A 25380-nucleotide genomic window follows, 5' to 3' on the forward strand; every position below is an offset into this window, starting at 1 on the left:
TTTCTGATACTTGAATACCGTTTTGTTCGGTATCGCCAAAGGAGAATGATTGATGAAACCACGTGTCCCTCGTCATCCACAAAGAATGGCGTTAATTCCCACCACACTTTTTTTGTGTTTTGCCGCGCTATCGGCACAAGCGGAAGAAATTGCCGTCACACCACAATCGCCTGATATTTTGTTGGGACCGTTGTTTGACGATGTACAAAACGCCAAACTTTTTCCGGATCAAAAAACCTTTGCCGACGCCGTGCCAAACAGCGATCCGCTGATGATCCTCGCTGATTACCGGATGCAACAGAACCAGAGCGGGTTTGATTTGCGTCACTTCGTGAAAGTCAATTTCTCCCTGCCAAAAGAAGGCGAGAAACACATCCCACCAAAGGGACAGTCGCTACGTGAACATATTGATGGGCTTTGGCCGGTATTAACCCGCACAACCGAAAGCACCGAAAAATGGGACTCTCTGCTGCCGTTGCCGAAACCCTATGTCGTGCCGGGGGGGCGTTTCCGGGAAGTATATTACTGGGACAGCTACTTCACTATGCTGGGGCTTGCTGAAAGCGGTCACTGGGATAAAGTTGCGGATATGGTGGCGAATTTTGGCTATGAAATAGACACTTACGGACATATTCCAAACGGTAATCGCAGCTATTATTTGAGCCGTTCACAACCACCCTTCTTTGCCCTGATGGTGGAGTTACTGGCACAACATGAAGGCGATGCAGCGTTGAAACAGTATCTGCCGCAACTGCAAAAAGAATATGCTTACTGGATGGACGGCGTTGAAAACCTGCAAGCCGGGCAACAGGAAAAACGCGTTGTAAAGCTCAAGGATGGCACTATCCTTAACCGCTACTGGGACGACCGCGATACACCGCGTCCGGAATCGTGGGTGGAAGATATCGCCACAGCTAAAAGCAATCCCGGTCGCCCCGCTACGGAAATCTATCGCGACCTGCGTTCCGCCGCCGCATCTGGCTGGGATTTCAGCTCGCGCTGGATGGATAATCCACAGCAGTTAAATACCTTGCGCACCACCAGCATTGTGCCGGTCGATCTTAATAGTCTGATGTATAAAATGGAAAAAATTCTCGCCAGCGCCAGTAAAGCCGCCGGGGATAACGCGATGGCCAGTCAATATGAAACATTAGCCAATGCCCGTCAGCAAGGGATCGAAAAATACCTGTGGAACGACCAGCAAGGCTGGTATGCCGATTACGATCTGAAGAGCCATAAAGTACGCAATCAGTTAACTGCCGCCGCCCTGTTCCCGCTGTATGTCAACGCTGCGGCGAAAGATCGTGCCAGCAAAATGGCAACGGCGACCAGAACGCATCTGCTGCAACCTGGCGGACTGAACACCACCTCGGTGAGAAGTGGACAGCAATGGGATGCGCCAAATGGCTGGGCACCGTTGCAATGGGTTGCTACCGAAGGATTGCAAAACTACGGGCAAAATGAGGTGGCGATGGATATTAGCTGGAATTTCCTGACCAATGTTCAACACACTTATGACCGGGAGAAAAAGCTGGTCGAAAAATATGATGTCAGCACCACCGGAACAGGTGGCGGCGGTGGCGAATATCCGTTGCAGGATGGCTTTGGCTGGACCAACGGCGTGACGCTGAAAATGCTGGATTTGATCTGCCCGAAAGCGCAACCGTGTGACAACGTTCCGGCAAGTCGCCCACTCAGTAAATCAACAACACCGCCGGTTAAACAAAAAGAGGCGGAACCTACGCCTTAAATTTACTGTATATCGGGCAATGTCATTCCGCACATTAAATTGGCATTGCCCATTTTTTCCATGAAATATCAAAAATCGCTCATTATACGTTCTATACCTTAGCCGCCTTATATCAGAGCAAGCGTTAAATCTTGCATTATCAATTTATTAATCATTACGATTCTATTTATATTTTTGTCTGTCTCCCATTCTCCCTGATAATTTTTCTTGTTAAACAAAATGCTGTTTAGCAAATAAGCAGACCAATCTGTTTCTTTAAATAAATCTTGATATCAAACATGATCTTTATCGATATATATCTAAATATATAGCGGTTTTGATTGTCAGGATATTACTCATGCCACTAACCAGACGGATGTTTACGCAGGCTCTTGCATCCACCCTGCTCCTGTATCATTTGCCGTCCTTTGCACAACCCGTTAAATTCTGGGCCTCACCGATGCTCCCCGACGCAAAAAAGATTACGCGCATAGTCAGCGCTGGTGCGCCTGCGGATCTGCTTTTGCTGGCTGTCGCTCCGGAAAAACTGGTCGGTTTTTCTTCCTTTGACTTTGCCCGCGAAGCGGCTATTCCATTACCCCCGGCGATTCGCCATTTACCTAAACTTGGGCGGCTTGCCGGGCGCGCCAGTTCGCTCTCGATGGAAGGGCTGATGGCATTGCAGCCCGATCTGGTCGTTGATTGCGGCAATACAGATGACACCTGGATCTCCCAGGCCTGGCAGGTTAGCGAGCAGACACAAATCCCCTGGTTATTGCTTAACGGGAAACTGGAGCAATCCGCAGAACAGTTAACAACGCTGGGCAAAACGTTAGGCGAAGAAAACCGCGCCGCAGAACAAGCCAGTCTCGCCAACCGTTTCGTTCGTGAAGCTCAGGCGTTCGCCGCCTCGCCCGCTGCCAACATTCGCTTTTATGCCGCGCGTGGTGCCCGGGGGCTGGAAACAGGTTTACAAGGTTCGTTGCATACTGAGGCGGCAGAATTATTAGGTCTGCACAATGTTGCACAAATTGCCGATCGTCATGGGCTGGCGCAAGTATCCATGGAAAACCTGCTGCGCTGGCAGCCGGATATTATTCTGGTTCAGGATCCCGTCACTGCTGACTTTATCCGTAACGACACGCTCTGGCAGGGGGTAAAAGCTGTCGCGGAACGACGCATCTTATTTTTAACTGGTTTGCCCTTTGGCTGGCTGGATGCCCCACCAGGAATCAATCGCCTTTTGGGGTTACGCCGATTGCATGCCTGGCTCGATCCCGTAGTCAACAGCCAGTTTAAAGATGATATGCAGCGTTACGCCCAACTGTTCTGGCATAGCACATTAAGTGACGCCGACTATCAAAAAATGGTGGCGAGCTAATGAGAACAGTGAACGGGTTTATTTTGCTTTTGCTGCTGGCAGCCATCAGCATCACTTTTGCTGCCGTAAGTGGGGCTTATCACCTCGATATGCAGCAGTTGCTGGCGCTCATTCTTCGTCAAGAAGATGTCCCAGTGCAGGAACACATTGTCTTCTGGCAAATCCGCGTACCGCGCATTCTTGCTGCGCTGTTACTGGGCGCTGCGCTGGCGGGGGCGGGAACCACCTATCAGGGTATGTTCCGTAATCCCTTAGTTTCACCAGATATTCTGGGTGTCTCCACGGGTGCCGGACTCGGAGCCTGCGCGGCAATCCTGTGGGGATTATCGATTGTTTACATCCAACTGTACGCGTTTTGCGGCGGACTGTTGGTCGTCGCGGGTGTCTGGTTGATTACACGCCGGGTTACCCGCCACGATCCGGTCTTAACTCTGGTACTGGTCGGTATTGCGCTGGGTACGCTATGCGGAGCCGGTATTTCGCTAATAAAAACTCTGGCCGATCCCTACACCCAGTTACCTTCAATAACCTTCTGGTTGCTGGGAGGGCTGTCCACCGTAACCTTGCGTGATCTTTACTACGCTGCGCCGATCATTCTAATTGGCTCCCTGCCCCTGTTTTTCCTCCGCTGGCGCATGAATTTACTCACACTTTCCGACGATGAAGCCAGCTCGCTGGGGCTGAATGTTGCGCGCCTGAGGTTAGGGTTGATTATCTGCGCCACGCTAATCACCGCCAGCACAGTGGCAATAGCAGGAATTATTGGTTGGATCGGCCTCGTCGTCCCACATATTGCCCGCTTGTTGACTGGTCACAACCATCAGCAACTATTGCCTGTGGCGATGTCTACAGGTGCCATTCTGCTTCTGCTCACCGACACACTGGCGCGAAGCATTGGGACAACAGAAATCCCGCTCGGCATTCTGACCGCTTTTGTTGGTGCACCATTTTTTCTGCTGTTGTTGTTACGCGGAGGTCGCCAGTGACTTTGCTTGCCGTCCGTCATGCTTCTCTGGGTTACTCCCGCCATCCGGTGCTACACGACGTTTCCTTCAACCTGTCTCAGGGATCAATTTGTTGCCTGCTGGGAGCCAATGGCTGCGGTAAAACTACGCTGATGCGCACCATTCTTGGCGTGATTCCATTGTCAGGTGGCGAGATTTTGCTGGATGGCGTACCTGTTCAGAAACTTAGCCATCACCAGCGCGCGCAAGCTATTGCCTGGGTGCCGCAAGCGCACGACGGTGTTTTTGCTTTCAGTGTACTGGACATGGTGTTAATGGGACTGACTCCAATAATGGGGACGTTTTCCGTCCCCGGTAAGCAAGAACGCCTGAAAGCCACAGAGCAACTGGAAAGGCTGGGTATTTCGCATCTGGCGACAAGGCGCTGGAATACCCTTAGCGGCGGTGAACGCCAGATGGCATTAATCGCCCGCGCCCTGCTTCAGCAACCACGCTTGTTGTTACTGGATGAACCTGCCTCCAGCCTCGATTTTGGTCATCAGATCCAACTGCTGGACACCCTGGCGCAGCTAAAAAATAACGGAATGACGATGCTGATGTCGACCCATCATCCGCTACATGCTAACGCCATTGCCGACAGCGTTATCCGGGTTGAGCCAGATGGACGCGTAACACAAGGCTTACCGGCTGAACAACTGACAATGGACAAACTGGCAGCCCTGTATCGGGTTTCCGCCGCCCAGATTCATCATCACCTCTCTGCCATTAAACGCTAAGGAACAATCATGCTCATTGATGATATTGATTTTGCAGACCTTTATCTTCAGCAATTAAAGCTGGCTCACCGAACAGAAAAAACGCCAGATCACTGGGATCAACGGGCGGAAAAAATGGCCGAGAATTGCGCCTCGCCAACGGACAGCTATCTGCAACAACTGATCGCTAAAATTGACCTGCAGGGCGCAAATTCCTTATTCGATATGGGCTGTGGACCGGGCACTGTGTCACTGGCACTGGCTGATAAAGTCACTACCGTTTATGGCGTTGATTACAGTCAGGGGATGCTGAACGTTGCCGCCCGTCGCGCCGCCGCGATGAAGGCCGACAATGTCCACTGGATCCAACGCGCCTGGGAAGAGGACTGGAGTGACCTGCCACGCTGCGATATTGCCGTGGCTTCCCGATCCACGCTGGTGGCTGACATGCGCCAGGCGATGACCAAACTGAATAATCAGGCACGGTTACGCGTCTATACCACCCATCTTGTCAGTACCTCGTTCGTCTCCCCTGCCATCCAGCGGGCGGCAGGTCGGGAAGTGATCGAATTACCCAACTATATCTTTGCACTTAACGTGCTGTATCAGATGGGAATTTATGCTCACGTTGATTTTATCCGTGGACAAAATTGCCAACAGGATAACAGTACCTGGGAACGTTTTGAGCAGAACGTCAGTTGGAGTCTCGGCACGCTTAACGACGATGAACGCGAACGGTTATATCGCTGGTATCAACAACAGGATGCTCGCGCCCTCGCCCCTGCCAGCCGCGACTGGGCACTCATCTGGTGGGACAGCGTGCCACAGGAGGCACTGCGATGATTTTCATTTCTCAGGCACAAATCGATGCGTTACTTCTGGAGGATATCCAGGGCGGTGACCTGACCACACGCGCATTAGGCATCGGTGAACAGCCTGGTGTTATTGATTTTTTTCACCGCAAGGGCGGCTGCGTCAGTGGCGTGGCGGTGGCTTGCAAGATGTTAACCACGCTGGGATTAACCATCGATGATGCTGTCAGCGACGGTTCACTAGCGAACCCGGGTCAGCGTCTAATCCGGGCACATGGCAATGCCGCTGCACTTCATCAGGGGTGGAAAGCAGTCCAGAACGTGCTGGAGTGGAGTTGCGGCGTGTCTGATTATCTCGCTCAAATGTTGATGCTGCTTCGCGAACGTTATTCCGATGGCAATATTGCCTGCACCAGAAAAGCGATCCCCGGCACCCGTTTACTGGCAGCGCAGGCAATTCTGGCCGCAGGGGGATTGATTCACCGTGCCGGATGTGCGGAGACCATATTATTGTTTGCCAACCACCGTCATTTTCTTGCCGACAAGCAGGACTGGTCGGGCGCAATCGCTCAGTTACGTCGCCACGCACCGGAGAAGAAAATCGTTGTTGAAGCCGATACGCCTGAAGAGGCAATTGCCGCGTTACGCGCGCAACCAGACGTACTTCAGCTCGACAAATTTAGTCCGCAGCAGGCAACGGAAATTGCGCAAAAAGCACCGTCACTGGCTCCTCACTGCACGCTGGCTCTGACGGGTGGAATTAATCTGACAACTCTCAAAAATTACCTCGATTGTGGCATCCGACTGTTTATTACCTCCGCGCCTTATTACGCGGCACCGGCTGATATCAAAGTCAGTCTGAAACCCAAAGCCTCTTTTTAATTCTTTATTAAACGGAATTTATTTTATGAGATTCAAAAAACATTATCTCTGCACAGCATTATCAATTGCACTTGCCCAGCAGGCCGTAGCAGCTCAAGAGAGCGATACACTGACTGTATGGTCCAGCCCTGTATCATCGACGACGACCACCATTCTCGATCAACCCACCATAAAGGCGTTGGATAAACAAAATGTTGCTCAGGCATTAAGTGTCGTTCCCGGCGTGGTGCTGCAAAAATCAGGCAGCCGCAACGAAGAACAGGTCAAAGTTCGTGGTTTTGATAGCCGTCAGGTGCCGGTCTATTTCGACGGCGTCCCCATTTATGTTCCCTATGATGGTAACCTCGATCTGGCGCGGATTTTAACCAACAATCTGGGCACGGTCGAAGTTTCCAAAGGGTATTCCTCACTGCTACAGGGGCCTAATCAGATGGGGGGTTCCATAAACATCATCACTCAGAAACCGACCAAACCGCTGGAAGCGAGTCTGGGATATCGTCAGGGATGGAGCCGTAGTCAGGACAACGCCTACGATATGCACGCTTCATTTGCCGCCAGCAGCGATCTGGGATACTTGCAAGTCAGCGGCAGCCAGCTAAAACAGGATTTTCTCGGCCTGCCACACGGTGTTAATAATGATATTGCAGGCAAGCACGGCAAGATGATTAACTCATCTGCCGATGACAAACGCGGCATTGTGAAGCTCGGTTTTACACCGCGTGAAAACGATGAATACACGCTGACTTACATTAAGCAGGATGGCGAAAAAGACAACCCGCCATACAGCGGAAACAGTGGCCAAAAGTCACGCTACTGGCAGTGGCCGGAGTATGACAAAGAAAGTTTTTACTATCAGGGAACCACACAGCTAAACGACCGTTTTACCCTGAAAAGCCGGCTGTATCGCGACACCTTTGAAAATACGCTCATGATGTACAACTCGCTGGCCGATCTGAAAAGTAAAAACGGTAGCTATAGTCACTATTCCGATTACAGCGATGGTGCCGGATTACAACTGGCGGCCGATGTACGTGAAAACGATCTGCTGTCGTTTGCCGTTAACTGGAAGGATGACGTACACCGGGAAAAAGGTGCACCTCACGCCGCTTACGATCGCTATGAAGATCGTACCTGGTCGCTCGCCAGTGAATATCAATGGGCTGCTGCTGATAATTTGGATGTTGTGGCCGGGATCAGCTATGACTGGCGTGATAGCGTAGAAGCGAAAAAACACGAAAAAGATGGCAGCATCACCCATTATGACGACAACAATCAGTCAGCTTTTAACTGGCAGGTGATGGGGAAATACCACTTTGCCAATGAAGACACGCTGGCGCTTTCATACTATGACCGCACGCGCTTCCCGACACTGAAAGAACGCTATACCACGTCCAAACCGGCGTATAACCAGATAGCCATTGTTAATCCACAACTTAAGCCAGAACGCGCTCGCGGAGTGGATTTAACCTGGAATGGCGCTTTCACCCGCGCCTGGGGATTTGAAGTCAGCGTTTACTATAACCGGGTAAGTGACGCCATCCTTTCACACAATATCGATGCCGATACCATTCAAAACCAGAACAGCGGCACGGTAGATTACAGTGGCCTGGATGCCGGTATTAAGGGGAAAATCAGCAATGTACTGGATGTAGGATTGAGCTACGCTCTGATTCATGCCGATGCCAAACGCAAAGATATCGGCAAGATAACCGATCTGCCGACACAGACAATGACTGCATGGATGACACTCAAACCGTGGGAGCCGTTAAGCGTAACGCTGTCGGAAGAGGCGCGTTCTTCCAGTTACAGCAACAGCGACGGTTCACAAAAAGCCGCCGGTTTTGCGGTGACCCACATTCGTGCCGATTACGCCTTAGGTCATGGCTTCAGCGTCAATGCGTCCGTCAATAACCTGTTTGATACGAAATATGCCTACAGCGAAGGGTTTATTGAAGAAGGGCGTAATTTCTGGGCAGGTGTGGAGTATACGTTCTGATTTGAAAGCGGATAGCGGCGTCAGCACCGCTATCCGCCTTATGAAAATCTTATTCTCTTCGCAGAAGGCGAAATACCCCCAGAACCAGGATAGCGCCGACCACCGCCACCAGGAAGCTGTGCAAATTAAAACCGCTGATGGAACCGCCAATGCCAAACATGGTCGCCAGCCAGCCGCCGACAACCGCACCGACTATCCCGAGAATACAGGTCATGAAAAATCCACCACCATCACGCCCTGGCATGATCAGCTTGGCGATAATGCCGGCTATCAGGCCAAAAATAATCCAGGCAATAATTCCCATGTTCAGGCCCTCGTTTCGATGAATCGGACGCAGAAAATGTTTACGTCAACGCTCTAAGTATAGGCAAGGGCTGGATCGATGCTGGCGTCTGTCGGTTGATTTAAGATCAACGTGTAAAAAATATTCACGCATTTGTATTAAGTTTTGTTAATCACTACCGATAAACCAAAGACAGTTTGTCGGTCAGGAGTTTTTCCGCGTGAGTCATTACCATGAGCAGTTCCTGAAACAAAATCCGTTAGCAGTCCTGGGCATTTTACGCGATTTGCACAAAGCCGCTGTTCCCTTGCGTATCAGTTGGTCAGGCGGTCAGTTGATCAGCAAAATACTGGCAATAAGCCCTGATAAACTGGTGCTGGATCACGGCAGTCAACCAGAAGACAATAATGCAGCGCTTAAAGCGCAGCACATTACTATTACCGCCGAAACTCAGGGGGCGAAAGTCGAGTTTACTGTTGAACAATTACAGCAAAGTGAGTATTTGCAGCTTCCTGCGTTCATCACCACACTCCCTCCCGCCTTATGGTTTGTACAACGACGCCGATATTTTCGCATCTCCGCCCCACTTCATCCGCCTTATTATTGCCAGACCAAACTGGCAGATAACAGTACGTTACGTTTTCGCCTGTATGATTTATCGTTAGGTGGCATGGGCGCATTGCTGGAAACGGAAAAACCAGCCGGGTTGCACGAAGGCATGCGCTTCGCACAGATTGAGGTCAACATGGGACAATGGGGAGTTTTTCACTTTGACGCCCAGTTACTGGCTATCAGCGAACGCAAATTGATTGATGGCAAAAATGAAACCATCTCCACTCCCCGTCTGAGCTTTCGTTTTCTTAACGTCGGCCCGACGGTGGAGCGGCAATTACAGCGAATTATTTTCTCACTCGAACGGGAAGCCCGGGAGAAAGCGGACAAAATACGCGACTGAGTTACATCGCATCCAGTGCCTGCTCGAGTTTGTAGATATAGCGCGGTGCCTGCGGTGCGGGGTGATTTTTCGCTACATGCTCGAGGAACTCGTCAGCGTCCAGATCGTTGATTTTACTGATCGCCTTTTTCCGATCTGATGAGAAAGTCCGTAACAGCGCGCCAGCTCCGTTGGCGTATGACACCACCAGTGCATATTGCAGTACCTTCGGATCTTCAATTCCTGCCAGCGGGCCGGTTTCCAGAATATTCAGGTAAGCCGCCCCCATTGAGATATTGCGCTCCGGGTTTTTCAGTTCGCTGGTTGTCGGTTCGCCACTCCACCCCATGCGGCGATAAACATCACGTCCGGACGTTGAGGCTTTCAACTGCATCAGACCAATCGCATTCGACTTACTGACCGCGTTTGGGTTACCGCCCGATTCAATAGCGATAATCGCCGTGATCAATTGTGGATCGACACCCCAGGCCGCACCGGCCTTCTGGCTTATTGGCATCCACTTCATTGCACGTTGTACCGGAACTTTCGCGTTCCACGGCGGGTTCGTGTAGTCATGCTTAGATGAACAACCCGCTAATAACACAATCAAAAAGGCAAACCATCTCAATTTCACTTCATCTATCCTTATAGCCTGGAATCGCCGTTGAGGTGACAACAGCACACCTAAGCGGCATGATATACAATTCGTTTCTGTTGTCAGCAAGGAATTGCCATGTCTCAGTTTCACTTAATCGCCCCGTCGGGTTACTGCATTAATCAGCACGCCGCGCAGCGCGGTATTCAACGCCTGACGGATGCAGGTCATCAGGTCAATAACGTAGAGGTCATTGCCCGACGCTGTGAGCGTTTTGCTGGTACGGAAACGGAGCGACTGGAGGATATCAATGCCCTTGCCAGGCTGACGTCACCCAACACTATCGTACTGGCAGTACGCGGCGGTTACGGTGCCAGTCGCTTACTGGCAGACATTGACTGGCAGGCACTGGTAACTCGCCAACAACATGATCCGTTGCTCATCTGCGGGCATAGCGATTTTACGGCCATTCAGTGCGCTCTTCTGGCGCAAGGCAATGTCATCACCTTTAGCGGACCGATGCTGGTGGCGAATTTTGGCGCGGATGAGTTGAACGCCTTTACCGAGCACCATTTCTGGCTGGCGTTACGTAATGAAACGTTCGCCATTGAATGGCAAGGGGAAGGCCCGGCGTGTCAGAGCGAAGGCACGTTGTGGGGAGGCAACCTCGCGATGTTGATTTCGCTGATTGGTACGCCCTGGATGCCGCAAATCGAGAACGGCATTCTGGTGCTGGAGGATATCAACGAGCATCCTTTCCGCGTCGAGCGCATGTTGTTACAGCTTTATCACGCAGGTATTTTACATCGTCAGAGCGCGATCATTCTCGGTAGTTTCAGTGGCAGCGCGCCAAATGATTATGACGCGGGTTACAACCTGGAGTCAGTTTACGCGTTCTTGCGCTCTCGTCTGTCGATCCCACTCATCACCGGCCTCGATTTTGGTCATGAACAACGCACGGTTACACTGCCGTTGGGCGCACATGCCATACTCAATAACGATAAAAGAGGCACACGGATGACAATAAGCGGTCATCCTGTTCTGAAAGCGTAAAAAAATCACGCTTCAGGGCCAAGTAAAACGCTGTTTCTGCCGTGAATATGGTAGGGTTTATAGTACGAGACAGCGTAATCAGGAGTAACCGACCGTTGGATGCCGCAACAATCATTAGCCTTTTCATCTTAGGCTCCATCCTTGTCACCAGTAGTATTTTACTTAGTTCATTTTCTTCCCGCCTTGGCATTCCGATTCTGGTTATTTTCCTGGCGATTGGCATGTTGGCGGGCGTCGATGGCGTCGGCGGCATTCCGTTTGATAATTATCCTTTTGCCTACATGGTAAGTAATCTGGCGCTGGCAATTATTTTGCTCGACGGCGGGATGCGAACCCAGGCCAGCTCATTTCGCGTTGCATTAGGTCCGGCGCTTTCACTGGCGACAGTCGGCGTGCTTATCACCTCCGGTTTAACCGGCATGATGGCGGCGTGGTTGTTTAATCTTGATTTGATTGAAGGCTTATTAATCGGTGCCATTGTCGGCTCCACCGACGCCGCAGCGGTCTTTTCTCTGCTTGGCGGCAAGGGACTTAACGAACGTGTTGGCTCAACGCTGGAGATAGAATCCGGCAGCAATGATCCGATGGCCGTCTTTCTGACGATTACCTTGATTGCGATGATCCAGCATCATGAAAGCACTATTAGCTGGATGTTCGTTGTCGATATTCTGCAGCAATTTGGGCTGGGAATTGTGATCGGTCTTGGCGGTGGTTATTTACTGCTGCAAATGATTAACCGCATTGCTCTGCCTGCGGGCTTGTATCCATTGCTGGCATTAAGCGGCGGTATCCTGATTTTCTCTTTAACCACGGCGCTGGAAGGCAGCGGTATTCTGGCAGTTTATCTGTGCGGTTTTCTGCTGGGTAATCGCCCGATTCGCAACCGCTACGGCATTCTGCAAAATTTCGACGGCCTCGCCTGGCTGGCACAAATCGCCATGTTCCTCGTGCTCGGCCTGTTGGTTAATCCGAGCGACCTGCTGCCTATTGCCATTCCGGCGCTCATATTGTCCGCATGGATGATTTTCTTCGCCCGTCCCCTGTCGGTATTTGCCGGATTATTACCGTTCCGCGGCTTCAATCTGCGCGAACGGGTGTTTATCAGTTGGGTGGGATTACGCGGCGCGGTGCCGATCATTCTGGCAGTATTCCCGATGATGGCGGGGCTGGAAAATGCGCGCTTGTTCTTTAACGTCGCCTTCTTCGTGGTGCTGGTTTCACTGCTATTACAGGGAACATCACTCTCGTGGGCAGCGAAAAAAGCCAAAGTCGTGGTTCCGCCCGTCGGACGTCCTGTATCACGCGTTGGCCTGGATATTCACCCGGAAAACCCGTGGGAGCAGTTTGTTTATCAGTTAAGTGCCGATAAATGGTGCGTGGGTGCGGCACTGCGCGATCTGCATATGCCAAAAGAGACGCGTATTGCGGCACTGTTTCGTGATAACCAGTTGCTTCATCCCACCGGCAGCACCCGACTGCGCGAAGGCGATGTGCTGTGTGTAATTGGTCGGGAGCGCGATCTTCCGGCGCTCGGTAAACTGTTCAGCCAGTCGCCGCCAGTCGCGCTGGATCAACGCTTCTTTGGTGACTTCATTCTCGAAGCCAGCGCCAAATATGCTGATGTGGCGCTGATATATGGTCTGGAAGACGGCCGGGAATATCGCGATAAACAGCAAACACTGGGTGAAATTGTTCAGCAGTTGTTAGGCGCGGCACCGGTTGTCGGTGACCAGGTGGAGTTTGCCGGGATGATCTGGACGGTGGCTGAGAAAGAAGATAATGCCGTGTTGAAGATCGGCGTTCGGGTGGCAGAGGACGAAGCCGAATCTAAAATTTGATGTAGTTTGTATCGCCGGATGCGACGCTGTGCGTCTTATCCGGCTAACAGCAAGTTACACCGTCACAACTGGCACGCGTAACGCCAGCGCGCACATCAACTCATAGCCTACCGTTCCGGCAGCGGCGGCGACATCATCAATTTTGATCTCCTTGCCCCACAGCTCAACCGGCGTACCAATTCCCGCTTGCGGGCAGGGCGTCAAATCAACCGCCAGCATATCCATCGAGACTGTCCCTATCGTCATGGTGCGTACTCCGTCCACTAAAACAGGTGTACCGGTTGGCGCATGACGCGGATAACCATCGGCGTATCCGGCGGCGACAATGCCAATTCGCTGCTCATCGCGCGCGGTATAGTGACCGCCATAGCCCACACGATCTCCTGCTTTTAGTGTCTGGATACCAATAATCTCGCTGCTTAATGTCATTACCGGACGTAATCCAGTATTGGCAATATCCCGCCACTGACCGGACGGCGAAGCACCATACAAAATAATGCCTGGTCGAACCCAGTCAAAATGCGCTTCCGGATGCCACAGGGTTGCCGCCGAGTTAGACAACGAACGCCGACACTCCAGCCCTTCTGCTGCTCGCTCAATACGCGCCATCGCCGTAGAAATCCCATCAGGATGCTCCGCATCGGCAAAATGCGACATCAGCGTCATTTCGCCAACATTCGCCATCGCCCGCAATTGCTGCCAGACGGTAAGCATACGCTCAGGCATGAAGCCCAGCCGATTCATCCCGCTGTTCACTTTAAGATAAATATCCAGCGGTGCCTTTAGTCGCGCGTTTTGCAACGCTTTGAGCTGCCAGTTGCTGTGTACACAGGTGGTCAGCCGGTACTGGTCATAAATTTCCAGATCCTGAGCATGGAAAAATCCCTCCAGCATCAGGATCGGCCCTTTCCAGCCGCGCTCGCGTAACGTTATCGCCTCTTCCAGATTAAGTAATGCAAAGCCATCGGTGGCCCCGAGCGCGCTCCAGATACGCTCGACACCGTGACCATACGCGTTGGCTTTTACCACCGACCAGACACGCGCATGCGGCGCGGCCTGGCGAACAATGGTCAGATTCTGTTTTAATGCCTGCAGATCGAGGCTGGCCTGTATCGGTCTGGTCATCTCGCGTCCTTAGCTGTGCGCGCCATGTAAATGACCCGGGCGCGATGGCGTAAATCCACGGCTGTAGCGCGCCACGCTTAAATCCTCATACGGGATAGCGGGCGTGCGACCAGAGAGCAGATCGCTTAACAACTGACCAGAACCGCAAGCCATCGTCCAGCCGAGCGTGCCGTGACCGGTATTCAGCCACAAATTTTTAAAGCGTGTACGCCCCACAACCGGCGTGCCATCTGGCGTCATCGGGCGTAGCCCCGTCCAGAACGTGGCCTGCTCAACATGACCGCCGCGCGGATAGAGATCGCGAACCACCATCTCCAGCGTTTCACGACGCGGCTGTAGCAGTTCAGTATTAAAGCCAACAATTTCCGCCATTCCGCCGACACGGATGCGATTATCGAAACGTGTAATGGCAATTTTGTAGGTTTCATCGAGAATAGTGGACACCGGCGCACCATCTTCTTGTGCAATAGGAATGGTCAGCGAGTAACCTTTCAGCGGGTAGACCGGAATATCAGCAATGCCTTTGAGCATCGCTGTCGAGTAAGAACCAAATGCCATCACATACGCATCGGCCTTAATCACTTCATCACCACACTTCACGCCATAGATCTGCTCACCGTCGCAAAGCAGTTGATCGACAGGCGTATTAAAGCGGAATTTAACCCCCGCCTGTTCCGCCATTCGCGCTAAATTCTGGGTAAAGAGCTGGCAATCGCCGGTTTCGTCATTGGGCAGTTGCAGGCCACCGGTGAGTTTGTGTGCCACTTCGGCCAGCGCTGGCTCCACTTCCGCCAGACGGCTGGATCCCAGTAGTTTGTACGGCACACCAGCATCTTCCAGAACGGCAATATCGCGAGTCGCGTTTTCATATTGTTGTTCGGTACGGAACAGTTGCAGCGTCCCGCCCTGCCGCCCTTCATACTGGATGTTAGTCTCAGCACGTAATGTTTTCAGGCAATCACGGCTGTATTCCGCCAGGCGCACCATCCGCCCTTTGTTTTCCATGTAGTGGCTGGTGTCGCAGTTACGTAACATTTGCCACATCCATTTCAACTGAAATTGCGTACCGTCGAGACGAACCGCCAGCGGTGCATGGCGCTGAAACATCCATTTAATCGCCTTCAACGGCACACCTGGCGCCGCCCACGGTGCCGCATAACCAGGCGAGATTTGCCCGGCATTTGCTGCGCTGGTTTCCAGGGCTGCTCCCGGTTCCCGATCAATAATGGTGACCTCATGTCCTGCCTGATTTAAATACCAGGCGCTGGCAACGCCTACCACACCACTTCCCAGTATGACAACTCGCATAGCCACTCCGATAACGGTAGATACAGTAAAAGAACAATAATCTAATTACATCTTGATAACCTAGATGAAAGTATTATTCAACATATGGCTTTTTTATGGTGAGCTGGCTCACATCTCCCTGACGCTGCGGGAATATGCCGTCTTTGGTATCTCCTGCTGAAGGTGCTTTTTATCCAGCAGAAAATTCCGTTCAGAGGCTGATTATTGGCACTACGATAATAAGAAATCGCAAAGAAAAAAATTCTCCGGCGACGCGGTTTTTAACGGGTGTTCTATGCTTGAAATGAGGTCCTCCACACAGAGAGTACCGACAACAATGAGGTGCGCGTATGGCGACGATCGATTCTATGAATAAGGACACCACACGTTTGAGCGATGGACCCGACTGGACGTTCGAGCTGCTGGATATTTATCTGGCAGAGATAGACCGGGTGGCGAAACTCTATCGGCTGGATACCTACCCGCACCAGATTGAAGTGATCACCTCAGAACAGATGATGGATGCCTACTCCAGCGTCGGTATGCCGATTAACTATCCGCACTGGTCATTTGGTAAGAAGTTTATCGAAACTGAGCGCCTGTATAAGCATGGCCAACAAGGGCTGGCCTATGAAATTGTCATAAACTCTAACCCGTGTATCGCTTACCTGATGGAAGAGAACACCATTACCATGCAGGCGCTGGTGATGGCGCATGCCTGTTACGGCCATAACTCTTTCTTCAAAAACAATTATTTATTCCGTAGCTGGACCGATGCCAGTTCGATTGTCGATTACCTGATTTTCGCCCGCAAATACATTACCGAGTGCGAAGAACGTTATGGCGTTGATGAGGTAGAAAAGCTGCTGGACTCGTGCCATGCGCTGATGAACTACGGAGTGGATCGTTACAAACGCCCGCAAAAAATCTCGCTGCAAGAGGAGAAAGCCCGGCAGAAAAGCCGCGAAGAGTATCTGCAAAGTCAGGTCAATATGCTCTGGCGTACCCTGCCGAAACGCGAAGAAGAGAAAACCGTTGCCGAAGCGCGCCGCTATCCTTCCGAACCACAAGAAAACCTGCTCTATTTTATGGAGAAAAATGCCCCACTGCTGGAATCATGGCAGCGTGAAATCCTGCGCATTGTGCGTAAGGTGAGCCAGTATTTTTATCCGCAAAAACAGACTCAGGTGATGAACGAAGGCTGGGCCACCTTCTGGCACTACACCATCCTTAACCATCTGTACGATGAAGGGAAAGTGACCGAACGCTTTATGCTGGAGTTCTTGCATAGTCACACCAATGTGGTCTTCCAGCCACCGTATAACAGCCCGTGGTACAGCGGCATTAATCCGTATGCTCTCGGATTCGCCATGTTCCAGGATATTAAGCGGATTTGTCAGTCACCAACGGAAGAAGACAAATACTGGTTCCCGGATATCGCCGGTTCTGACTGGCTGGAAACGCTGCATTTCGCGATGCGTGATTTCAAAGATGAGAGCTTTATCAGTCAATTCCTGTCACCGAAGGTAATGCGTGATTTCCGCTTCTTCACCGTGCTGGATGATGATCGGCATAATTATCTGGAAATTTCTGCCATTCATAATGAGGAAGGTTATCGGGAGATCCGTAACCGATTATCGTCGCAATATAACTTAAGCAATCTGGAGCCGAATATTCAGATCTGGAACGTGGATTTGCGCGGCGACCGTTCGCTGATTCTACGCTACATTCCGCATAACCGCGCTCCGCTGGATCGGGGACGTAAAGAGGTGCTGAAACATGTGCATCGTTTGTGGGGATTTGATGTGACGCTGGAGCAGCAAAACGAAGATGGCAGCGTCGAGTTGCTGGAACGTTGCCCGCCAAGAATGGGAAATCTGTAAAAAGTCCTCCTCATTTGAGGAGGACTCATTTTTGCCTGATGTGGCGTACAAAGTATCGAAAATTCAATATATTGCAAGAACAACGTAGGCCTGATAAGCATAGCGCATCAGGCAATTACGCGTTTGTCATCAGTCTGGATGGATTATCGCCCCTGAATGGCTAAATCACCTGGCAAGTTCTTCTGCATCCGGTGCCAAATCTCGCCACTCTCATGCCCATAGCGACGCACCGTTTCGTAAACCTGATCGTGCGCGCCTTCACTGCACAATGCCGACAGCTTGTGGTAGAAACCCAGCGCCAGACTGCGCGCTTCCGGATTAGCAAAATAGTGACGACCAATGCGCGTGTACAACCCTTTCATCCCGTTAATGATCAGGCCGTAAATCGGGTTGCCAGAGGCAAACGCCAGACCGCGGAAAATGTTGTAATCCAGATCAGCAAAAGCATCGGCGTGATCGGCCACTTCATTGGCGGTTGCCAGCACTTCCTGCGCTTTATCAGGGTGCTGACGAAACGCGGTGCGAATAAAAATAGTTGAAATATTGGTACGCACAGACAGCAAATTATCAATAAGTTGCGGCACACTTTCGTGGTCGAGTCGCGCCAGTGTTTCAAGGATATTTAAACCGGAGGTTTCCCAGAAATTATTCACCTTCGTTGGCTTGCCATGTTGAATAGTCAACCAGCCATCTCGTGCCAGTCGCTGCAACACTTCACGTAACGTCGTACGCGTTACGCCAATTAATTCTGAAAGTTCACGTTCTGCGGGCAAAATAGTCCCGGGTGGGAAGCGGTTATTCCAGATACTTTCAATAATGTACTCTTCCGCGAAACCTGCCGGGCTTTGCGCCTTAATGACCATAGTGAGATTTCCATAACACAGCAAAACAAAGTTGGACTCATCATACCAGAGGGCTAACTACGCTGATAGCAGACAAAAAGAAGAAAAAAGGGATCAGGGCTTCATTTTCCGCATCTCTTTCCGCTTGACTATCAAGACTTGCCTCACTCCTGCCTGGCCGTTAAGCTTTGTGTTCTAACATAAAAACATCATTTATTATTTGTAAGGTAAGGGAAACCATCATGGAGATCTCCTGGGGCCGCGCGTTATGGCGCAATTTTTTGGGCCAGTCACCTGACTGGTACAAACTTGCCCTCATTATTTTCTTAATTGTTAACCCGTTAATTTTCCTCATCAGCCCTTTTGTTGCTGGCTGGCTGTTGGTAGCGGAATTTATTTTCACCCTGGCGATGGCGCTCAAATGCTATCCGCTACTGCCTGGCGGCCTGTTGGCTATCGAAGCGGTATTCATAGGCATGACCAGCGCGGAGCACGTCCGTGAAGAGGTGGCGGCGAATCTTGAAGTCTTGCTGCTACTGATGTTTATGGTGGCGGGTATCTATTTTATGAAACAGCTATTGCTGTTCATCTTTACCCGCTTGCTGTTAAGCATTCGCTCCAAGATGCTGTTATCGCTCTCTTTTTGTGTGGCGGCTGCGTTTCTCTCCGCGTTCCTGGATGCCTTAACTGTAGTGGCCGTGGTGATCAGCGTTGCGGTGGGTTTTTATGGTATTTATCACCGAGTGGCTTCTTCCCGTGCCGAAGATACCGATCTGCAAGACGACAGCCATATCGACAAGCATTACAAGGTGGTGCTGGAGCAGTTCCGTGGTTTTCTGCGTAGCCTGATGATGCACGCGGGTGTCGGTACTGCATTAGGCGGTGTGATGACCATGGTCGGTGAACCGCAAAACCTGATTATTGCGAAAGCTGCTGGCTGGCATTTTGGCGATTTCTTCCTGCGCATGTCACCGGTAACCGTCCCGGTTCTGATTTGTGGTTTGTTAACCTGCCTGTTAGTGGAGAAAATGCGTTGGTTTGGCTACGGTGAAACGCTGCCGGAGAAAGTCCGCGAAGTGCTGCAGCAGTTTGACGATCAAAGCCGTAACCAGCGTACACGTCAGGATAAAATTCGCCTGATTGTCCAGGCGATTATCGGCGTCTGGCTGGTCACCGCGCTGGCGTTGCATCTGGCGGAAGTCGGCCTGATTGGTTTGTCTGTCATTATTCTGACTACATCACTGACCGGTGTCACTGATGAACATGCTATCGGCAAAGCCTTCACCGAATCTCTGCCATTCACTGCACTGTTGACGGTCTTTTTCTCGGTAGTTGCGGTGATTATCGACCAACAACTGTTCTCCCCAATTATCCAGTTTGTATTGCAGGCATCAGAACACGCCCAGCTATCGCTGTTCTATATCTTCAACGGTTTGCTGTCTTCCATTTCGGATAACGTCTTTGTGGGAACGATTTATATCAACGAAGCCAAAGCAGCAATGGAGAGCGGCGCTATCAGTATGAAGCAATATGAACTGCTGGCCGTCGCCATTAACACCGGGACCAACCTGCCATCCGTCGCCACGCCGAACGGACAAGCTGCGTTCTTGTTCCTGTTAACCTCCGCTCTCGCGCCATTGATACGTCTTTCTTATGGCCGCATGGTATGGATGGCTCTGCCCTACACCCTCGTACTGACCCTCGTCGGGCTACTCTGCGTAGAGTTTACTCTTGCCCCTGTAACTGAATGGTTTATGCAAATGGGGTGGATAGCAACGCTTTGATAACAACTTACCGGGCATATTCATGCCCGGTTTGCCTTTCCGCCCGATAATTGTTCAATTACATCCTATTTTTACTCCCTCCTGGTGGCGCAACGAATGAATTGGTTTAAACTGCGCATTCGATGCATATTGCAGGGAAATTATTATGTTGCGATTTTTGAACCAATGTTCACAGGGGCGGGGTGCTTGGTTGTTAATGGCGCTTACCGCTCTGGCACTGGAACTGACGGCGCTGTGGTTCCAGCATGTGATGTTATTGAAACCTTGCGTGCTCTGTATTTATGAACGCTGCGCGTTATTCGGTGTTCTGGGTGCCGCGTTGATTGGCGCTATCGCCCCGAAAACGCCGCTGCGTTATGTGGCGATGATTATCTGGTTGTATAGCGCGTTTCGTGGTGTGCAGTTAACTTACGAACACACCATGCTCCAGCTCTATCCTTCGCCGTTTATGACCTGTGATTTCATGGTTCGCTTCCCGGACTGGGTGCCGCTGGATAAATGGGTGCCACAAGTGTTTGTCGCCTCTGGTGATTGCGCTGAGCGTCAGTGGGAGTTTTTAGGTCTGGATATGCCGCAGTGGTTGCTCGGTATTTTTGTTGCTTACCTGATTGTCGCAGTGCTGGTGGTGATTTCCCAGCCATTTAAAGCGAAAAAACGTGACCTGTTTGGTCGCTAATCAATCAGGCGCTCCTGCGGGAGCGCCTGTCTCGATTCATCCTGTCAATAATTCAATGCCAGATGCGACGTTAACGCTTTATCCGCTCTACGGCATTTCTGGCGGTGTAATCCCGAAGTGGTTCCACGCCCGCACTGTCGCCATACGCCCGCGCGGTGTACGCTGCAAAAAGCCTTGCTGAATCAAATAAGGTTCCAGCACATCCTCAATGGTTTCACGCTCTTCGCCAATGGCTGCAGCCAGGTTATCCAGGCCAACCGGACCACCGAAGAATTTATCGATTACCGCCAGCAATAACTTGCGATCCATATAATCGAAACCTTCTGCATCGACATTAAGCATATCCAACGCCTGGGCGGCGATATCTGCCGAGATGGTGCCATCATGCTTCACTTCGGCAAAATCACGCACACGACGCAGCAAACGATTAGCGATACGTGGCGTACCTCGTGCCCGGCGAGCGACTTCCAGTGCGCCATCGTCACTCATCTCAAGCCCCATAAACCGTGCGCTACGACTGACGATATATTGCAGATCAGGCACCTGGTAAAACTCCAGGCGCTGCACTATACCGAAACGGTCACGCAATGGCGATGTCAATGAGCCAGCACGCGTGGTCGCGCCAATCAGGGTGAACGGTGGTAGATCGATTTTTATCGAACGCGCTGCCGGGCCTTCACCAATCATAATATCCAACTGGTAATCTTCCATCGCCGGATACAGCACCTCTTCCACGACTGGCGAGAGACGATGGATCTCATCAATAAACAGCACATCGTGCGGTTCAAGGTTGGTCAGCATTGCCGCCAGGTCACCCGCCTTTTCCAGTACCGGACCAGACGTTGTGCGTAAATTGACGCCCATTTCATTGGCAACGATGTTGGCTAACGTGGTTTTTCCCAGGCCAGGAGGACCAAAAATCAATAGATGATCGAGGGCATCGCCGCGCAGTTTCGCCGCTTTGATGAAAATCTCCATCTGCGAACGGACCTGCGGCTGACCAACATACTCTTCCAGTAATTTGGGGCGAATAGCGCGATCTACCACATCTTCCGGCAAGGTCGTACCGGCAGAAATCAGACGGTCTGCTTCAATCATCCTTTACCTCATAACGCGGCGCGCAGGGCTTCGCGAATTAATGTTTCACTGCTGGCATCAGGACGAGCGATTTTGCTCACCATGCGGCTGGCTTCTTGTGGTTTATAGCCCAGCGCCACCAGCGCAGCAACCGCTTCCTGCTCGGCATCGTCGGTTGCCGGGCTTGCCGGTGAGGTCAACACCAGATCGGCAGCCGGTGTAAACAGATCGCCGTGCAGGCCTTTAAAGCGATCTTTCATTTCAACAATCAGCCGTTCGGCAGTTTTTTTACCTATGCCAGGTAATTTCACCAGTGCTGCAGGATCCTCACGCTCAACGGCATTAACAAACTGCTGCGCTGACATACCAGAGAGGATCGCCAGTGCCAGTTTCGGCCCCACACCGTTGGTTTTAATCAGTTCTTTAAACAGCGTGCGTTCTTGCTTATTGTTAAAACCGTACAGTAACTGCGCGTCTTCACGTACTACAAAGTGGGTGAAGACTATCGTTTCCTGGCCCGCTTCAGGGAGTTCATAAAAACAGGTCATCGGCATATGCACTTCATAGCCTACGCCGCCCACTTCAAGTAACACCAGCGGGGGTTGTTTTTCCAGAATGATGCCTCTCAGCCTGCCTATCACATGACGCTCCTGCGTAATGAATCAAAGATAATGCTGTATGATAAAAAAATGCTGGATAGATATCCAGCGAAGGATGCAGAAAAATTGCGAGGCGTCTCGATGAACGGAGAATTGTCACTGCATAATTCATTCTCCAGGTCATATTGAGAGCAAATATTTTATATATTAAATATTCAGGTAAAAGACCCCAAAAAAAATAAACTTGACTATACCTGCGATAAAAAAGATTTTATGTTATTAAACATATTCAAATTTATTTCGATGGAATGATAAAGTGAATATTAATTATCCTGCTGAATATGAAACTGGTGATATTGTATTTACATGTATAGGTGCCGCATTATTCGGCCAAATTTCTGCCGCATCGAATTGCTGGAGTAATCACGTCGGGATCATTATCGGTCATGACGGCGATGATTTTCTGGTCGCAGAAAGCCGTGTTCCCCTCTCCACCATCACCACACTGTCCCATTTTATTAAACGTTCTTCTCACCAACGCTATGCCGTAAAGCGATTAGGTGCAGGGCTGACAGAACAGCAAAAACAAAGGCTGATAGAACAGGTTCCCTCTCGACTGCGCAAGCTCTATCACACCGGGTTTAAATATGAGTCATCTCGCCAGTTCTGCTCAAAGTTTGTCTTTGATATTTATAAAGAAGCATTATGTATTCCGGTAGGCGAGATAGAAACTTTTGAAGAGTTATTACACAGCAATCCACATGCAAAACTTACTTTCTGGAAATTCTGGTTTTTAGGCTCAATTCCGTGGGCGCGAAAAACCGTAACGCCAGCGAGTTTGTGGCATCACCCGGGTCTGGTGTTGATTCATGCCGAAGGAGTAGATACGCCTCAGCCTGAACTGACCGAGGCAGTATAATTTAACGCAGTCGCCCGCGAGCCAGATTCAGCCGCGATTCGCTCATCTGCATCGCATTCTGACTGATATGGCAGTGGGTGATGGCAATTGCCAGCGCATCAGCGGCGTCTGCCTGCGGGTTAGCGGGAAGTTTCAGCAAGGTGCGAACCATATGCTGCACCTGGCTTTTCTCGGCACTGCCAATACCCACCACGGTTTGCTTTACCTGGCGAGCGGCATACTCAAATACCGGCAATTCCTGATTCACCGCTGCCACAATCGCCACACCACGCGCCTGCCCCAGTTTCAGGGCAGAATCGGCGTTCTTCGCCATAAAGACTTGTTCGATTGCGAAATAATCTGGCTGGAACTGGGTGATGATTTCCGTCACGCCTGCATAAATGAGCTTCAGACGAGACGGTAAATCATCCACTTTGGTGCGTATGCATCCGCTACCCAGGTAGGACAGTTGTCTGCCCACCTGGCGGATAACGCCGTAACCGGTAACGCGTGAACCCGGGTCAATGCCGAGAATAATCGCCATCACGCGTCTCCGTTTTGTTGTTTAGCCGGCCTCATCAGAGGGTCGCTGCAACCTCATCAGAGATCTCACCGTTATGGTAAACTTCCTGCACGTCGTCGCAGTCTTCCAGCATATCGATCAGACGCATCAGTTTCGGTGCGGTTTCTGCATCCATATCAGCTTTGGTTGACGGGATCATAGATACTTCCGCGCTATCTGCTTTCAGACCTGCCGCTTCCAGAGCGTCGCGTACTTTACCCATCTCTTCCCATGCGGTGTAAACGTCAATCGCGCCGTCATCATAGGTCACAACGTCTTCAGCACCTGCTTCCAGCGCCGCTTCCATAATGGTGTCTTCGTCACCTTTCTCGAAGGAGATCACACCTTTTTTGCTGAACAGATAAGCCACGGAACCGTCAGTACCGAGGTTGCCACCACATTTGCTGAATGCGTGACGCACTTCAGCAACGGTACGGTTGCGGTTGTCAGAGAGACATTCAATCATGATTGCAGTGCCACCAGGACCGTAACCTTCGTAGATGATGGTTTCCATGTTCGCATCATCATCACCGCCCACACCACGTGCAATTGCGCGGTTCAGGGTGTCACGGGTCATGTTGTTAGACAGTGCTTTATCAATGGCAGCACGCAGACGCGGGTTAGCATCCGGATCGCCACCACCCAGTTTAGCTGCGGTCACCAGCTCACGAATGATTTTAGTGAAGATTTTACCGCGCTTAGCATCCTGCGCAGCTTTACGATGTCTGGTGTTGGCCCATTTACTATGACCTGCCATAAAAATATCTCCAAAATAACTATACACTTGATCCTTCAGGCTGCCTGCGTTAGCGGCTCTCGTTTACCACCTTGATACAGCTCGAAGGATTTTGTGTATACGCCTTCTCAGGCTAAGTTAATTACAAATTGTTCAATCGCCTGTCGGTTGCTCCACGACTTAGTAAGCGCCGCCGCAGCGGGCGCATCAAGCCATTGGTATGCCAGATGTTCAGTAAAAACAATCTGGCGCTCGTGTGGTAGCGCAAGACAGAACCATGATTCCGTATTACGCGTCACGCCCGGCGCATAGCGATGACGCAAATGTGAAAAAATTTCAAACTCTACCGTGCGCTGACAGTCAATTAAGGTCAGTTGTTCAGCAACAACATCAATGGTGACCTCTTCCTTTACTTCGCGCATAGCAGCTTGCGGCGCGGTTTCACCCTCCTCCACACTGCCGGTTACCGACTGCCAGAAGTCAGGATCGTCACGCCGCTGTAACATCAGCACCCGTTTCGTATCTTGTGCGTAAATGACCACTAAGATCGAAACGGGACGCTTATACACTTTATCCTTCACGCTGCCTCTTCGTTGGCTGCTTTCGCTCATCCCATTCACATAGTTATCTATGCTCATGGGAGTTCACTCAGTTGCCGCCTCGATGCACCGCAAATGATTTCGTGTAT

At 51.1% G+C, this 25380-nt stretch carries 24 protein-coding genes; 14 read left to right on the plus strand and 10 right to left on the minus strand.

The features are described 5' to 3' along the window. The first annotated feature begins 52 nt into the window (after positions 1–52). The 7 genes from A1SC_RS15855 to A1SC_RS15825 all read left to right on the plus strand — a co-directional run bounded on the left by A1SC_RS15855 (position 53) and on the right by A1SC_RS15825 (position 8520). Complete coding sequence (locus A1SC_RS15855; protein ID WP_000804567.1) at positions 53–1750, plus strand: alpha,alpha-trehalase; 1698 nt, start codon at positions 53–55, stop codon at positions 1748–1750. A 337-nt stretch (positions 1751–2087) separates the two neighbouring features. Next, complete coding sequence (locus tag A1SC_RS15850) at positions 2088–3110, plus strand: iron ABC transporter substrate-binding protein (protein ID WP_016262061.1); 1023 nt, start codon at positions 2088–2090, stop codon at positions 3108–3110. Continuing rightward, on the plus strand, positions 3110–4096 hold the full coding sequence (locus A1SC_RS15845) for a FecCD family ABC transporter permease (RefSeq protein ID WP_016262062.1): 987 nt from the start codon (positions 3110–3112) through the stop codon (positions 4094–4096). Before A1SC_RS15850 ends, A1SC_RS15845 begins: the two co-directional genes overlap by 1 nt. Beyond that, complete coding sequence (locus A1SC_RS15840; protein WP_016262063.1) at positions 4093–4851, plus strand: ABC transporter ATP-binding protein; 759 nt, start codon at positions 4093–4095, stop codon at positions 4849–4851. Before A1SC_RS15845 ends, A1SC_RS15840 begins: the two co-directional genes overlap by 4 nt. 9 nt (positions 4852–4860) lie before the next feature. Next, a complete protein-coding gene (locus tag A1SC_RS15835; protein WP_000903986.1) occupies positions 4861–5673 on the plus strand; it encodes a class I SAM-dependent methyltransferase in 813 nt (270 codons plus the stop codon). Continuing rightward, positions 5670–6524 (plus strand): ModD protein, encoded by an 855-nt coding sequence (gene modD, locus A1SC_RS15830; RefSeq protein WP_016262064.1) that lies wholly within the window; start codon positions 5670–5672, stop codon positions 6522–6524. The genes A1SC_RS15835 and modD overlap by 4 nt, the downstream gene beginning before the upstream one ends. Before the next feature lie 25 nt (positions 6525–6549). Continuing rightward, complete coding sequence (locus A1SC_RS15825) at positions 6550–8520, plus strand: TonB-dependent receptor plug domain-containing protein (RefSeq protein WP_016262065.1); 1971 nt, start codon at positions 6550–6552, stop codon at positions 8518–8520. Between the two features lie 49 nt (positions 8521–8569). Here the strand turns inward: A1SC_RS15825 and A1SC_RS15820 are convergent, their stop codons facing one another. Further along, positions 8570–8824, minus strand: a complete 255-nt coding sequence (locus A1SC_RS15820) for a GlsB/YeaQ/YmgE family stress response membrane protein (protein WP_016262066.1) — start codon at positions 8822–8824, stop codon at positions 8570–8572. Positions 8825–9023: 199 nt separating this feature from the next. Here A1SC_RS15820 and A1SC_RS15815 point away from each other — a divergent pair, with 199 nt between their 5' ends. Then, a complete protein-coding gene (locus A1SC_RS15815) occupies positions 9024–9758 on the plus strand; it encodes a flagellar brake protein YcgR (protein ID WP_000020127.1) in 735 nt (244 codons plus the stop codon). A 1-nt stretch (position 9759) separates the two neighbouring features. On the opposite strand, the gene emtA is transcribed toward A1SC_RS15815, so the two are convergent. Continuing rightward, positions 9760–10371, minus strand: a complete 612-nt coding sequence (gene emtA / locus A1SC_RS15810; protein ID WP_001516541.1) for a membrane-bound lytic murein transglycosylase EmtA — start codon at positions 10369–10371, stop codon at positions 9760–9762. Positions 10372–10470: 99 nt separating this feature from the next. Here emtA and ldcA point away from each other — a divergent pair, with 99 nt between their 5' ends. After that, positions 10471–11385 (plus strand): muramoyltetrapeptide carboxypeptidase, encoded by a 915-nt coding sequence (ldcA, locus tag A1SC_RS15805; RefSeq protein WP_000077266.1) that lies wholly within the window; start codon positions 10471–10473, stop codon positions 11383–11385. 95 nt (positions 11386–11480) lie between these two features. Then, positions 11481–13223, plus strand: a complete 1743-nt coding sequence (locus A1SC_RS15800; RefSeq protein WP_000338390.1) for a potassium/proton antiporter — start codon at positions 11481–11483, stop codon at positions 13221–13223. Between the two features lie 54 nt (positions 13224–13277). Here A1SC_RS15800 and dadX read toward each other — a convergent pair whose 3' ends face one another. After that, positions 13278–14348 carry a catabolic alanine racemase DadX gene (gene dadX, locus A1SC_RS15795; RefSeq protein WP_000197889.1) on the minus strand — a complete coding sequence of 357 codons (1071 nt, stop codon included), beginning with the start codon at positions 14346–14348 and terminating at the stop codon, positions 13278–13280. 9 nt (positions 14349–14357) lie between these two features. Next, a complete protein-coding gene (gene dadA / locus A1SC_RS15790; protein ID WP_016262067.1) occupies positions 14358–15656 on the minus strand; it encodes a D-amino acid dehydrogenase in 1299 nt (432 codons plus the stop codon). Positions 15657–15985: 329 nt separating this feature from the next. Between dadA and A1SC_RS15785 the strand changes: the two genes are divergently transcribed. Further along, complete coding sequence (locus tag A1SC_RS15785) at positions 15986–17518, plus strand: SpoVR family protein (protein WP_000190867.1); 1533 nt, start codon at positions 15986–15988, stop codon at positions 17516–17518. Between the two features lie 143 nt (positions 17519–17661). On the opposite strand, the gene fadR is transcribed toward A1SC_RS15785, so the two are convergent. Next, the gene (fadR, locus tag A1SC_RS15780; protein WP_001516543.1) at positions 17662–18381 is read right to left on the minus strand and encodes a fatty acid metabolism transcriptional regulator FadR; all 720 of its coding nucleotides are present in this window, start codon (positions 18379–18381) and stop codon (positions 17662–17664) included. 221 nt (positions 18382–18602) lie between these two features. Between fadR and nhaB the strand changes: the two genes are divergently transcribed. Together nhaB and dsbB are read left to right on the plus strand one after the other, a co-directional pair. After that, positions 18603–20144 (plus strand): Na(+)/H(+) antiporter NhaB, encoded by a 1542-nt coding sequence (gene nhaB, locus A1SC_RS15775; protein ID WP_001516544.1) that lies wholly within the window; start codon positions 18603–18605, stop codon positions 20142–20144. Positions 20145–20289: 145 nt separating this feature from the next. After that, a complete protein-coding gene (dsbB, locus tag A1SC_RS15770; RefSeq protein ID WP_016262068.1) occupies positions 20290–20820 on the plus strand; it encodes a disulfide bond formation protein DsbB in 531 nt (176 codons plus the stop codon). An 87-nt stretch (positions 20821–20907) separates the two neighbouring features. Here dsbB and ruvB read toward each other — a convergent pair whose 3' ends face one another. After that, a complete protein-coding gene (ruvB, locus tag A1SC_RS15765; protein ID WP_000568526.1) occupies positions 20908–21918 on the minus strand; it encodes a Holliday junction branch migration DNA helicase RuvB in 1011 nt (336 codons plus the stop codon). Positions 21919–21926: 8 nt separating this feature from the next. After that, entirely contained in the window at positions 21927–22538 is a 612-nt protein-coding gene (gene ruvA, locus A1SC_RS15760) for a Holliday junction branch migration protein RuvA (RefSeq protein ID WP_000580346.1), read from the minus strand. A 274-nt stretch (positions 22539–22812) separates the two neighbouring features. Between ruvA and A1SC_RS15755 the strand changes: the two genes are divergently transcribed. After that, a complete protein-coding gene (locus tag A1SC_RS15755) occupies positions 22813–23415 on the plus strand; it encodes a YebB family permuted papain-like enzyme (RefSeq protein ID WP_001024955.1) in 603 nt (200 codons plus the stop codon). Between the two features lies 1 nt (position 23416). Here A1SC_RS15755 and ruvC read toward each other — a convergent pair whose 3' ends face one another. The 3 genes from ruvC to nudB all read right to left on the minus strand — a co-directional run bounded on the left by ruvC (position 23417) and on the right by nudB (position 25273). After that, positions 23417–23938 carry a crossover junction endodeoxyribonuclease RuvC gene (gene ruvC, locus A1SC_RS15750; protein ID WP_001516546.1) on the minus strand — a complete coding sequence of 174 codons (522 nt, stop codon included), beginning with the start codon at positions 23936–23938 and terminating at the stop codon, positions 23417–23419. A gap of 34 nt (positions 23939–23972) precedes the next feature. Beyond that, the gene (locus A1SC_RS15745; protein WP_000907234.1) at positions 23973–24713 is read right to left on the minus strand and encodes a YebC/PmpR family DNA-binding transcriptional regulator; all 741 of its coding nucleotides are present in this window, start codon (positions 24711–24713) and stop codon (positions 23973–23975) included. 107 nt (positions 24714–24820) lie between these two features. Further along, positions 24821–25273, minus strand: coding sequence for a dihydroneopterin triphosphate diphosphatase (nudB, locus tag A1SC_RS15740; RefSeq protein ID WP_010375688.1), 453 nt, complete (start codon positions 25271–25273; stop codon positions 24821–24823). Positions 25274–25380: the final 107 nt, after the last annotated feature.

Origin of the sequence: Escherichia sp. KTE52 (assembly GCF_000408325.1) — a bacterium.
Lineage (GTDB): Bacteria > Pseudomonadota > Gammaproteobacteria > Enterobacterales > Enterobacteriaceae > Escherichia > Escherichia marmotae.